Raw genomic sequence first — 12,478 nt, forward strand, 5'->3', positions numbered from 1 at the left:
TCGGTATCCCCGACCGCTTATTTCGACGTGACCATGTTCCCATGACCAAAGAGGAAATCCGGGTGGTGGTGTTATCTAAACTGCGCCTGCGGGAGGATTTAACGTTGTGGGATGTGGGAGCGGGTACCGGAACGATAGCAATCGAAGCAGCCCGACTTCTTTCCAGAGGTGTGGTTTTTGCCATTGAGAAAAACGAAGTGGCGATGCGCCTTATCAAGGAAAATGCCCTGCTTTTTGGGGTAGAAAATGTCATTCCGGTGTGGGGAGAAGCACCTGAGGTTCTGGATACGCTTCCTGACCCGGATCGGGTATTTGTGGGAGGGAGCGGAGGAAGGCTGAGGGCCATCTTGAAGGTGGTCGATAAGCGGCTTAAAGAAGATGGGGTGATTGTTGTCAGTGGTGTGACGCTTGAAACGGTGACCGAGGCGGTCTCGGTTCTTGAAGATCAGAACTTTTCCTGTGCGGTGGTGCTTTTGCAATATGCTTTTGGAGAGCTTTTAGGAGGTAAGCATCTTTTGCGAGCGGCTAATCCCGTTTATGTGATTCAAGGAGAGAGAAAGCACTCATGAAGGGTAAGCTTTATGGGATAGGAGTAGGACCCGGAGATCCGGAATTGCTCACCATCAAGGCCATTCGGGTCCTTGAGGAAGTCGACTTGGTGGTGGTTCCTAAGGGTGGCGAGGAGAGTCTGGCGTATCACGTAGTCAAGCCATATCTCCAGAAAATGGTCCTTTTCCTCCCTTTTGCTATGAACGAGTGGGAGAGCAAAGGAGGGGAATTCAAAAGTGGGATAACGCAAATCCGGGAGTTCCTCGCCGAGGGGAAAAAGGTGGCTTTTGTGACTTTGGGTGATCCTCTTCTGTACAGCACCTTTGTGATTCTCTGGCGACTGTTTCCAGAGGTAGAGGTGGAAATCATTCCGGGAGTGAGTTCCTTTCAGGCTGCGGCGGCACGACTTCAGTTGCCTTTAGCCCAAGGTAAAGAACACGTGGCGATCCTCTCCGGAGAGAATTTTGCGGAAGATGTTCTGGACTTTTTCGAAAGCGTTGTGGTATTCAAGGCAAACCGAAAGTACAGCCTTATTTGTGAGGTTCTACAAAGAAAGGGGTTCAGTGGAGGACTAGTAAGTCGGTTAGGATGGAAAGAAGAAGTGGTGAGTACAGATTTAGAGTGCTTTCAAAATCAGGAGCTTGATTACTTTTCAATCCTTTTGGCGAGGAAGAGAAAGTCGTGATTTACTTTATTGGAGCTGGTCCAGGCGACCCGGAACTCCTCACTCTTAAAGGAAAACGAATCCTTTCGATGTGTGAAGTGGTGATCTATGCGGGATCGCTTGTTAATCGGGAAATCTTAAGCCACAGCCGTCCTGATGCCATGGTTTACGATAGCGCACGGCTTCATTTGGGGGAAATCGTAAAAATCATGGAAGAAGCCTACCAACAGGGATATTCAGTAGCACGCCTCCATAGCGGAGATCCGTCTCTTTACGGTGCGCTTCGAGAGCAAGTTGAGGAACTCAAAAAAAGGAATATTCCCTTTGAGATCATTCCGGGAGTGAGTTCCTTTCAGGCTGCGGCGGCACGTTTGCGACGAGAGCTCACCGTGCCAGGGGTGACCCAAACAGTGATTTTGTGTCGTTTTGGAGGACGAACTCCAGTTCCGGAACGAGAAAAGTTGCGGATGCTTGCTCGCCATCGGGCGACTATGATTATTTTTTTGAGTATTGAGTATCTGGAAACGGTGGTGCAAGAACTTTCCTTTTCGTATCCCCCCGAGACACCGGTGGCTGTCCTCCATCGGGTCAGTTACGAAGATGAGGAAGTGGTGGTGGGAGCCCTGGGGGACATCGTGGAAAAGGTGAAAGACAAGAGCTTCACCCGTCAGACCTTGATTGTGGTGGGAGAGGTGTTGGGAGAACGATTTACCGCTTCTTGTCTCTACTGTTCCTCTTTTTCTCATCGTTTCCGGGAGGGATCATGAGGACAGCGGTCATTGCTTTCACAAAAAAGGGTATAAAGGTGGCCCGAGCGATAAAAAACAGGTTGGGAAGCACAGGATATGCTGGAGAGAAGGTAGTTGAGACAGAACGGGATTTCCAACCCATTCCTGGGAACATTCGAGAGTTTGCCGGATGGGCTTTTCAGAATTATGAAGGGTTGATTTTCATCTCGGCGGTAGGCATTGCGGTTCGCTCCATAGCCCCCCACCTTAGAGATAAATGGAGCGATCCAGCGATTGTGGTGGTCGACGAGAGAGGAACCTTTGTCATCAGTCTTCTTTCTGGGCACTGGGGTGGAGGGAATCGTCTGGCACAGGAAGTAGCGGGTATTTTGGGGGCCACACCAGTGATCACCACGGCCAGTGATCTTTTTGGCGTTGAAACTCCCGAGAGTATTGCTCAGGAGTACCACTTTGCATTGGAGGCACGGGAGAACCTTCCTCGAATTATTTCCCTCCTTCTTGAGGGGGCCCCAGTGTGGTACGTCACCGACGATGCAGTGGTATGGAATCTTTTGAGCGAGCGGGTTAATCTCTGTTGGCAAATGCCAAAAGATGCACAGGGAGTGATTTTCGTCACCGATAGAATGGTAGAACCTCCGCCGATTCCCTTTTTGATTCTCCGTCCTCGTAATCTTGTTCTTGGTGTGGGATTGCGAAAGGGGATTTCGGGAGAAGCGTTGCAGGTTCTGGTGAAAGACTTTTTCCGTACCCAAGGTATGGCCCTTTTGGGAGTGAGAGAGGTCGCGAGTGTGGAACAGAAAAGAGGCGAACCTGCGCTTAAGGAGCTGGTGCAATCTCTTTCGATTACGACGCACTTTTTTACTGTAGAGGAGTTGCAAAAGGTAGCTCACCTTTTCCCTTCCTCTCCCCTGGTACAGCGGGCACTTGGGGTGGGAAGTGTAGCCCGCCCGAGTGCGTTTTTGGCAAGTGGCGGAGGATTGGAGGTGGGCTACTTTAAAGGGCAAGGTGTGGCGTTAGCTCTTTTTCGAAGGGTGAATAAAGATGTGGATCAAAGTGGTGGGAATTGGGCCAGGGAATAGCGCTGATCTTACATTTCGAGCGCACATGGTCCTTCAGGAAGCGGAAGTCATCTTAGGGTATCGGCGATATGTAGAGCGGCTCAGGCCTCTTTTTGAGGGAAAGAAGATGCTTGGTTTTGGTATGGGAGAGGAGCTTTTGCGTTGTCGGGAAACACTGCGTTTAGCACATGAAGGGTGGAAGGTGGCTTTGGTGAGTGGTGGAGATCCGGGAATTTATGGAATGGCTGGACTTCTTTTGGAGGTTGCCTTCGGAGAGAAGATGACCAAAGTGATCGAGGTCGTCCCGGGGGTGAGTGCCATGAATAGTGCGGCGGCCGCACTGGGAGCGCCATTGGGGAACGATTTTGCGGTGGTGAGTCTCTCGGATTACCTTACGAGTTGGGACCAGATTGCGGCGCTCCTCGAAGTTCTGGCGCAGACACCACTGGTACTTGTGCTGTATAACCCGGGCAGTTCCCTGCGTACCCATACTTTTCCTAGGGTCGTGACAATTCTCAGAAGGTATCGTCAGCCACAAACCTTGGTAGGAATCGTTAGAGATGCATCATTTCTGGAGGAGTCGGTGACTATAACCACCTTAAAGGGTGTAGAAAACCATAGCGTTGATATGAGAACGATTGTCATCGTGGGAAGTGAGAGGACTTTCATGGCAAACTCCTATATGGTTACTCCTCGAGGGTACCGGCTGTGATTCTCATTCTGGGCGGCACAACTGAAGGAAGGGTATTCGCTCAAATGCTCCATGAGCGAGGATATCCGGTATGGTTGAGTGTAGCGTATGAATTTGGCCTGAATTTTGTGCCGAATGGGATTCCAGCGCAAGTGGGACCATTTTCTCCAGAGAGGTTACGGAGTTTTATACAAGAAAAGAAGGTTCAGGTAGTTGTTGATACCACGCATCCCTTTGCGGAAACGATTAAGCATGTGGCTCGGGAAGTGGCTTTAGAACTGGGAGTTCCATATCTTCTCTACCAGAGGCCCCAGGTTGAACTTCCTCCTTTCGTGATCCAGGTAAAAAATCCTGCTGAGGCTTTGCAGGCACTTGTCCCGTATCAAAGGATTTTTCTTACCATTGGTAGTACACATTTGGCTCCTTTTGTCAGGCTCAAAGAAGAGGGGAAAAAAATACGAGTGCGCGTACTTCCGGTGAGTCGTTCTTTGAAACGTTGTGAAGAGCTCGGTCTGACCCCTAAAGAAGTGGTGGCCATCCTCGGTCCAGTGAGTACAGAGCTCAATCGTGTCCTTTTCCAGGAATTCGGGGCTGAGGTGGTGGTGAGTAAAGAGAGTGGTCGGGAAGGTGGGCTCCTCCAGAAGATTGAGGCAGCCGAGTCCCTTGGTATTGCCTTTATCCTTGTTCGACATGCGCAAAAGATAAAAGAGAACGTATTTCATGGGTTTGATACGCTCCTTGAGCGGTTGGGTGAGCTTTATGGTTCTTAAGGAACTTTGGATGGTTGGAATGGATGAGAAAACGCCTCTTGCGGTGAGAGAACGGTACTGCTTTCAAGAGGTGCTATGGCCTCTTGGTGCGGTGAGGGAAATGGTGGTACTTTCAACCTGTCAACGCCGTGAGGTATACTTCGTGAGCTCAAAAGAGGAAGTGGCGATGGTTAAAGAGACCATGTTTCCCGATTTTCCACGGGATTTTTTGCTTTGTCTTTCTGGGGAGGATGTGGTACGACGTCTTTTTCGTGTCACCTGTGGTTTAGAATCGCTTGCTCTGGGAGAACATCAAATTCTGGGACAGGTGAAACGATTCTGGGAAAAAGCCCGAGAAGAAAGAAGGTGTGGTAAAGACCTCAATCGACTCTTCTTACGGGCTATTACCTTGGGAAAAAAGGTTCGTGCTGAGACATCCTTAGGGAGTGCGTCTTTATCCATTCCATCTCTGGCGGTGCAGTTTGCGGAGCGTTTTTTGGGAAGTTTGCGGGGGAAGCGAGTTTTTCTCATTGGAACTGGGGAAATGGGAAGATTGCTTCTTACGTATCTTTTGGAACGCGGAATAATAGAGGTACGTGTTTCGAGCAAAAACCCAGAAAGAGCGCTACTCCTGAAAAAAGAGTTTCCTGATATCCAGGTTTTCCCCTATCAGGAGAAATATGAGCGCCTCAAGGGTTGTGATCTCCTTGCCAGCGCCACCGAAGCACCTCACTATACGGTGGAATTTCGGTCATTTCAAAAGGTTTGGTCTGAAGCGCCTCGGTTTCTCCTTGACCTCGGTTTACCTCGGAATATCGATCCAGAGATTGCCACCTTGGAGGGAGTGTATCTTTATACTCTGGAAGATTTGGAAGAGGTGGCACGAGAAAATCGCCACCGACGAATGCAGGACATAGGGAGAGTTGAGGCGATGATTGAGGAAGCGGTCAGGACCTTTCGTCGTTCCTTAGAATGGGATCAACTTTTTGAAGCCTCGGTGAAAGATTTTCGGGAAATAGCTGTGGAGGAGTTGTCGCGGCTTTTTCGACATATGCCGTGTTTGGGACCAAAAGACCGGGATCGGGTGGTGGAAGCTGTCCTCAGGGCAAACCGACGTTTTCTGGTTCGTATGAAAACCGTGTTTCAAAATGGAAGTGAGGGAGCACATCAGAACGGTGCGAGAAAAAAAAGTTGTTCGAGTTGGTAGCCGGGGAAGCGTTCTGGCTCTTCGTCAAACCCAAGAGGTAGTGGAAAGACTTTCCCAGCTGTACCGAGAGACACAATGGGAAGTCGTGGTCATCAGGACCAGTGGGGATCGTCTTCGTGAGGACCCGGAAATGGTCTTCACGAAGGGAATGTTCGTGAAGGAGTTGGAGGAAGCGCTCCTTAAGGGAGAAGTGGATCTTGCTGTCCACAGCCTCAAGGACTTACCGGTGGACCTGCCTGCAGGTCTTACCCTGTTTGCCGTACTCGAGCGAGAGGATCCCCGGGATGTGCTGTTGTCCAGAAGTGGGTTGGATTTTGCGGCGCTTCCTTGTGGTGCTGTAGTTGGGACGTCCAGTGTGCGTCGTAGGGTTCAGATTGAAGCCTTACGGCCCGACCTTGAAGTTGTACCGTTACGGGGTAACGTTCCGACCCGTGTTCGGAAAATGGAGGCAGGAGAGGTGGATGCTCTGGTTTTGGCGGCGGCAGGATTGGAACGTCTGGGAGAAAAGAGATATATTGTAGAGTATTTCTCTCCCGATATGTTCGTTCCCGCCGTGGGGCAGGGAGTAATTGTGGTAGAAGGAAGGGAGAACGAGCCATTAGAGGAGATGGTGAGAGCGATCAACCATCGAGAAACGGCATGCGCCGTAGAGGCGGAACGTGATTTCCTGAGATTTTTTGGGGGAGGATGTCGGGTTCCAGTAGGAGCATTGGCTACGGTAGAGAATGGATGGATGAGGCTTCTTGGCATGGTGGCATATGGAAAAGAGGTGAAAAAAGCCTCTTTGGAGGGACCATTAGAAGAACGGGGTTCCCTGGCAAAGTCACTTGTACAGTTAATTCGGGGTAGAGCGTCATGAAGGCAAAAGTGTACATTGTAGGGGCAGGACCTGGTGATCCGACACTGATCACCCGGAAAGCCTGGGAGGTTTTGCAAAACGCTGAAGTCATCGTTTATGACCGCCTGGTTGGGGAGGCTATAGTATCGCTTTTCCCTCACGGGGCTGAATGCATTGACGTGGGGAAAGAACCTGAAAATCACCCCTTTCCTCAAGAAGCCATTCAAGAACTCCTCAAGAAAAAAGCGCAAGAGGGGAAACGGGTAGTACGGCTCAAAGGAGGGGATCCGTTCATTTTTGGTCGGGGTGGAGAAGAAGTCCTCTCCTTAATTCGAGAGGGCATCGAGGTGGAAGTGGTTCCTGGGTTGAGTTCAGCTCTTGCCGTACCGGCTCTAGCCGGTATTCCTCTTACTCACCGGGGGGTGAGTACTTCTTTCATGGTGGTTTCAGGACATGACCCGGAGAATCTTGAATGGGAAGCTATGGCGCGTTTTTCGGGAACTATCGTAGTCCTCATGGGGGCGAAGAATCTGAGAACACTCACCGAGGGGTTCCAAAAATGGGGAAAACCAACTTCACTTCCTGCTTCGCTCATTATGGAAGGAGCGACAACGAGACAGCGAGTTTTGGTGGGAACTCTTGGTGATATTGCTGAGAAAGCAGAAAGAGCTGGTTTTCGAAATCCTCTGGTTCTCGTTGTGGGGGAAGTGGTTTCCTTGCGGGAATATCTCTCTTTTTGGGAAAAGCGACCTCTTTTTGGAAAGCGGATTTTGGTCACCGGAACAACCATGGATTCCTTTGCTTTTCCCTCCCTCTCTACGCTGGGAGCAGAGGTGTTCCGCTACCCTACGGTGCGTATCGAGTTTGATCACCAAAGCCTTGAGGAACTCTATCAGAAGGTTCCATCGTGTCATCTGCTTTTTTTTAGTAGCAAAAATGCTGTGATGGCCTTTCGAAGTTTTATGCAGTCTTACCGTTTTGATATGCGAAATCTTGTTGGCATTTCTCTGGCAGCCGTGGGGAGAAAAACCGCTCAAGAGCTCGAATCCATGAGTCTTTATCCCGATTATCTCCCTTCTTCTTTTACGGCTTCTGCCCTTTCTGAGGTGCTACCAGAGGGTAGGGGGAAATTAGCCCTCATCCTGACTTCTCAGATTGGCGGTGAAGAAGGGAGTAAGGTGCTTGCCGAGAAAGGGTATAGAACGGAAAAAATCGCTCTCTATCGGAGTCTTCCGAACTGGGAGGTAAAAGACCGAATAAGAGTGGTTCTCCGGAGTGGAGTCGATGCAGTGGTTTTTTCCAGTCCTTCCTCCTTTCAGTACTTGGAAGAAATGCTGGAAGAGAGTCGAGCACTTCTTAATGGGGTTTACCTTGTGGCTATAGGACCGACCACCGCACGTTTCATCCACAGGAGGGGTTTTCACGTTGTGGACCTTCCTGAAGAGTATACCCTGGAGGGAGTTGAAAAAGCACTTCTAGCAAGATGGAGGTAAAAATGGACGTTTCCATGCGGCGGTTACGCATGAATTCGGTGTTACGGGAGGCGCTCCGAGAACATAGAATTCACAGGGATAACCTGATTTTCCCGCTTTTTGTGGTCGAAGAGGAGAGTATGGCGGGAAACATCTTTGCTTTTCCAGGAATGGAACGTTTTTCTCTTCCAATGCTTCCCAAAATTTTGGAAGAAATTGTTTCGCTGGGTATACGAATGGTGCTCCTTTTTGGAATTCCGAAGGAAAAAGGTCCCAACGGAGAAGGGGCGTATCGGGAAGATGGGGTGGTACAACAGGCACTTCGGATTGGGAAATCGGTTGCTCCCTCTCTGTTCTATATCACGGACGTATGTCTATGTGGTTACACAACGCACGGGCACTGTGGCATTGTGGTGAAGGAACGGGTGGACAATGGAGCGACGCTTCCAGTTTTGGCTGAAATTGCCCTCTCTCATGCTCGAGCTGGGGCCGATATGGTGGCGCCTTCAAGCATGATGGATGGTCAGGTTCGGGCGATTCGTCGTCGTCTTGATGAAGCTGGCTTTGCTCATATTCCCATTATGGCTTATAGCGCGAAGTACGCCTCGGCACTTTACGGTCCTTTTCGGGAAGTTGCTTGTTCCCGACCCCAATTTGGGGATCGCCGTTCTTACCAAGTGGACCCTGGAAATCGTCGGGAGGCAATTCGAGAGGTAGCGCTTGACGTCGAAGAAGGTGCAGACGTGGTGATGGTCAAGCCGGCCCTTTTTTATCTCGATTTGATTCGAGAGATACGGGAACATTTTCAGGTTCCCGTGGCAGCCTACAGCGTGAGTGGAGAGTATGCCATGGTGAAAGTTGCTGCCCAACACGGGTTTCTCGAGGAGAGATCGACAGTTATTGAACTTTTGACGGCTATAAAGCGGGCTGGTGCCGATTTGCTCATTACCTACTATGCACGAGAAGTGGCACAATGGAAGGATATCCGGTAGTGCTTTCTTTATCGCATAAACCTTGTCTTCTGGTTGGTGGAGGATTGGTGGCACAGCGAAAGGTCCAGAGACTCCTCCAGGCTGGGGCAGAAGTCACAGTGGTATCTCCTGCGCTTACTAAAGGGTTGACGGCGCTCGTCCGCGAAGGAAAAATAGTCTGGAGAAGGCGGTCATATCAGGAGGGAGACGTAAAAGGTTTTTTCTTGGTGTTTGCTGCTTCTGATAATCCAGCGGTCAATCGGGAAGTGGCCCAAGAGGCCAAAGCCCGAGGGGTACTCTGTAATGTGGTGGACTGTCCCCAATGTTCGTCATTTTTGACCCCCGCGGTTTTTGAATGGGAGGGCATTTGTATCGCCATTACCAGTGAAGGAAAAAGTCCTTTTCTGGTTCGCTTTATTCGAGAATGGCTGGAGGGCAATTTTCCTCAAGGTCTTGGCGAAGTGCTTCAGGTTCTTGAGAAAGAACGTCGGATGCTCAAAGAAGCGGGTATACCTCTTCAAGAGAAAAAGCGTCGCTACCGAGACATTTTGGAACGATGGGGTACATCGTGGAAGGGGGAAAAAGAGTGAATTCCCAGGAACTCTTTGCACGGGCTCAACAAGTTATACCTGGAGGTGTCAATAGCCCGGTCCGGGCATTTCGGGCCGTAGGAGGTATGCCAATATTTGTCGATCGAGCACTAGGGAGTCATCTGCTTGACGTAGAAGGGCGGAGTTATCTTGATTACTGCATGTCCTGGGGGGCAATCATCTTGGGGCATGCGCATCCTGTGGTGGTGGAGGCAATTGAGAGTCAGGTTCGGCGCGGAACGAGTTTTGGGACCTGTCATGAGCTTGAGGTGCTGATGGCAGAAAGAATCTGCGAAGCTCTTCCTTCGACCGAGATGGTCCGGTTCACCAGCTCTGGAACCGAAGCGGTGATGAGCGCTCTACGTCTGGCCAGGGGTTATACTGGAAGAACACTAATAGTAAAATTCAGTGGATGTTACCACGGCCATGTAGACAGCCTTCTCGTTCGGGGGGGTTCAGGCCTTTTGACTCTGGGTGTTCCTGATTCTTTGGGAGTTCCGGAAGCATTCGCTCAAACCACTATTCTCCTTTCCTACAACCATATCGAGGAAGTTGAAGAGACATTCTCCCGATGGGGAGAGCGTATCGCTGCGGTCATTGTGGAACCGGTAGCGGGAAATATGGGAGTGGTGATACCCAGGAGGGAATTTTTAGAAACGTTACGCCAAATTACCCTTCAATATGGGACTCTGCTCATCTTCGACGAAGTCATTACCGGTTTTCGGATTTCCTATTCCGGAGCACAGGGGTACTATGGGATTACTCCTGATCTTACGGTCTTAGGAAAAATCGTCGGAGGAGGGCTTCCGGTGGGAGTGTATGGTGGTCGGCGGGCAATCATGCAGCACGTTGCTCCCGAGGGAAAAGTGTACCAGGCCGGGACCCTTTCCGGGAACCCCCTCACCTTAAGTGCCGGATACGCTGTCCTGACGTATCTTAAGGACCATCCTGAGGTTTATCGGGAACTGGAACACAAAGCACGACGTCTTGCGCTGGGAATGGAATCGATTTTTCAAGATGTAGGGATACCAGTGCATGTAAACCAGATAGGGAGCATGTTGACTCTCTTTTTTAACCAGGAGACTGTTCATGATGACATTGGCGCCCTTCGAACGGACCGCAAGCGTTATGCTTGGTTTTTCCATGAGATGCTCCACCGTGGCGTATACTTACCTCCGTCTCCTTTTGAGGCAATGTTTCTTTCCCTTGAACACCGTGACGATGACATCAATTTTACGCTGGAGGTTGTGCATAAAATCGCTACTCAGCGAGATTTCTTTTCTGCTTGAATTGTTCTTCTCGGTGGATAGGAAATATTTTTCGCCTATGGTTCGACTTTTACGTCCTTCCAGAATGCGATATATCCCGCGATTTGCTGGGCTGCTTCTCTAGGATGTGGATAGTACCAGGCTGCATTTTCGCTCACGGCGTTGCCTACTTTGACGTGGTAGTAACTCGCTTCTCCTTTCCAGGGGCAAACCGTTTTGTGGTCACTGGGTACGAGGTATTCCTGCTTCACGGCTGCAGGAGGAAAGTAGTGGTTTCCCTCAAGGAGAATGGTTTGGTTGCTCTCGGCAATAACCGTTCCCTGATATATAGCCCGGGGCATGTGTCCACCTCCCGTTCCTCAATTTAAAGTTGAAAAACCGAGAAGAAATCATTTTATTTCCTTCTTCTTTGAATTTCGGATTTGGAAAGTCGACGGTGTTTGAAAAGGATTCGTATGGTGGCGATGTGGAACTCTCTTTCTTGACACCGGTGGGGATTGTGATTATCATCTTATATGTTCTTTGAGGAGGTTCATGGAATGTTTGAGACCTTAGCGGAGAAATTTTCCAGTATTTTCAAGAAATTGCGCAGCAAAGGAAAGTTGTCTGAACAAGAAGTCGACGCCGTCTTAAAGGACCTGCGGATGGTGCTTCTTGAGTCGGACGTGCACTATAAAGTGGTTAAGGATCTGGTGGCACGAGTGAGAGAACGGGCGGTAGGGAAAGAGGTTCTCCAAAGTGTGACACCAGGAGAGATGATTATCAAAATTATGTGGGATGAAATTCGTAAGATCCTGGGAGGAGAGGCTCAGGAACTTCACATTTCCTCAGCTTTACCTGCTTTTGTGGTTCTTGTCGGATTGCAGGGTTCAGGAAAAACCACCACTTGTGGGAAGTTGGGGGTTTTTCTGAAAGAGCGAGGATTTTTCCCGCTGCTTGTTTCTACTGATACCCGTCGTCCGGCAGCGAAAGAACAGTTGCGAATTCTGGCACAAACGGGGAAGCTGGAGTTTTTTGACTCGCCCCGGGAGATAACTCCTCTGAAGGTGGTACAGGCGGCGCGGACTTTCGCACGGGAGAGGAGTCTTGATGTGGTTCTGGTGGATACAGCTGGACGATTGCATGTCGAGGAGGATTTATTACAGGAGTTGAAAGAGCTTGTAACCCAGGAAACGTTGCAAGAGGTGCTTCTGGTGCTCGATGCCACTACTGGGCAGGAGGCGGTTCGAGTGGCAGAGGCATTCCGGGAATGGGTCAATCCGACCGGAATGATTCTCACTAAGGTGGACACGGATGCCCGGGGTGGTGCGGTGCTCTCCATCGTTGCTCAAACGGGTTGGCCGGTGAAGTTTGTGGGAGTTGGTGAAAAGGTTACCCAGCTTGAAATGTTTCGTCCAGATCGCATGGCCAGCCGAATAATGGGCCTTGGAGACACATTAACGTTGATTGAGCGGATTGAAAAGGCTATGACTCAGGAAGAGGTTAAAAAGATTGAAAAAAAGGTTGAAAGAGAAGAACTCGATCTCTCGGATTTCCTGGAGGAACTGCGACGAGTGCGGAGCCTTGGTTCGCTGGAAGAGATTATGCATATGCTTCCGGGGAATCTTCGTGGGAGTATTTCCCAGATTGATGGAGAAAAAAGTCTGAAGAGGGTGGAAGCGATCATTAACTC

Annotated in this window: 14 protein-coding genes; 13 read left to right on the forward strand and 1 reads right to left on the reverse strand. The window is 50.0% G+C overall.

Going from position 1 to position 12,478, the window contains the following annotated elements:
* The 12 genes from cbiT to hemL form a co-directional block, all read left to right on the forward strand.
* Nucleotides 1-569: precorrin-6Y C5,15-methyltransferase (decarboxylating) subunit CbiT (gene cbiT, locus ABDK92_09720; protein MEN3186884.1), on the forward strand; the 569-nt coding region annotated here is incomplete at its 5' end.
* Nucleotides 566-1,234, forward strand: coding sequence for a precorrin-2 C(20)-methyltransferase (gene cobI, locus ABDK92_09725; protein MEN3186885.1), 669 nt, complete (start codon nt 566-568; stop codon nt 1,232-1,234). The genes cbiT and cobI, both read left to right, overlap by 4 nt.
* On the forward strand, nt 1,231-1,980 hold the full coding sequence (cobM, locus tag ABDK92_09730) for a precorrin-4 C(11)-methyltransferase (GenBank protein MEN3186886.1): 750 nt from the start codon (nt 1,231-1,233) through the stop codon (nt 1,978-1,980). The genes cobI and cobM overlap by 4 nt, the downstream gene beginning before the upstream one ends.
* Entirely contained in the window at nt 1,977-3,041 is a 1,065-nt protein-coding gene (locus tag ABDK92_09735) for a cobalt-precorrin 5A hydrolase (protein MEN3186887.1), read from the forward strand. The genes cobM and ABDK92_09735 overlap by 4 nt, the downstream gene beginning before the upstream one ends.
* A complete protein-coding gene (gene cobJ / locus ABDK92_09740) occupies nt 3,004-3,732 on the forward strand; it encodes a precorrin-3B C(17)-methyltransferase (protein ID MEN3186888.1) in 729 nt (242 codons plus the stop codon). Before ABDK92_09735 ends, cobJ begins: the two co-directional genes overlap by 38 nt.
* Entirely contained in the window at nt 3,729-4,481 is a 753-nt protein-coding gene (cobK, locus tag ABDK92_09745; GenBank protein ID MEN3186889.1) for a precorrin-6A reductase, read from the forward strand. The genes cobJ and cobK overlap by 4 nt, the downstream gene beginning before the upstream one ends.
* A 19-nt stretch (nt 4,482-4,500) precedes the next feature.
* Complete coding sequence (gene hemA, locus ABDK92_09750) at nt 4,501-5,667, forward strand: glutamyl-tRNA reductase (protein MEN3186890.1); 1,167 nt, start codon at nt 4,501-4,503, stop codon at nt 5,665-5,667.
* Nucleotides 5,636-6,526: a hydroxymethylbilane synthase gene (gene hemC / locus ABDK92_09755; GenBank protein ID MEN3186891.1), complete on the forward strand. Its 891-nt coding sequence runs from the start codon at nt 5,636-5,638 to the stop codon at nt 6,524-6,526. The genes hemA and hemC overlap by 32 nt, the downstream gene beginning before the upstream one ends.
* Nucleotides 6,523-7,998, forward strand: coding sequence for a uroporphyrinogen-III C-methyltransferase (cobA, locus tag ABDK92_09760; GenBank protein ID MEN3186892.1), 1,476 nt, complete (start codon nt 6,523-6,525; stop codon nt 7,996-7,998). The genes hemC and cobA overlap by 4 nt, the downstream gene beginning before the upstream one ends.
* A 2-nt stretch (nt 7,999-8,000) precedes the next feature.
* Nucleotides 8,001-8,969: a porphobilinogen synthase gene (gene hemB / locus ABDK92_09765; protein ID MEN3186893.1), complete on the forward strand. Its 969-nt coding sequence runs from the start codon at nt 8,001-8,003 to the stop codon at nt 8,967-8,969.
* Nucleotides 8,951-9,538, forward strand: coding sequence for a bifunctional precorrin-2 dehydrogenase/sirohydrochlorin ferrochelatase (locus tag ABDK92_09770; GenBank protein ID MEN3186894.1), 588 nt, complete (start codon nt 8,951-8,953; stop codon nt 9,536-9,538). Before hemB ends, ABDK92_09770 begins: the two co-directional genes overlap by 19 nt.
* Nucleotides 9,535-10,827, forward strand: a complete 1,293-nt coding sequence (hemL, locus tag ABDK92_09775) for a glutamate-1-semialdehyde 2,1-aminomutase (protein MEN3186895.1) — start codon at nt 9,535-9,537, stop codon at nt 10,825-10,827. The genes ABDK92_09770 and hemL overlap by 4 nt, the downstream gene beginning before the upstream one ends.
* Before the next feature lie 35 nt (nt 10,828-10,862).
* Here the strand turns inward: hemL and ABDK92_09780 are convergent, their stop codons facing one another.
* Nucleotides 10,863-11,147, reverse strand: coding sequence for a DUF427 domain-containing protein (locus ABDK92_09780; protein MEN3186896.1), 285 nt, complete (start codon nt 11,145-11,147; stop codon nt 10,863-10,865).
* 198 nt (nt 11,148-11,345) lie between these two features.
* Between ABDK92_09780 and ABDK92_09785 the strand changes: the two genes are divergently transcribed.
* Nucleotides 11,346-12,478: signal recognition particle receptor subunit alpha (locus ABDK92_09785; GenBank protein MEN3186897.1), on the forward strand; the 1,133-nt coding region annotated here is incomplete at its 3' end.

Source organism: Atribacterota bacterium, from assembly GCA_039638595.1.
Lineage (GTDB): Bacteria > Atribacterota > Atribacteria > Atribacterales > Caldatribacteriaceae > Profundicultor > Profundicultor thermophilus.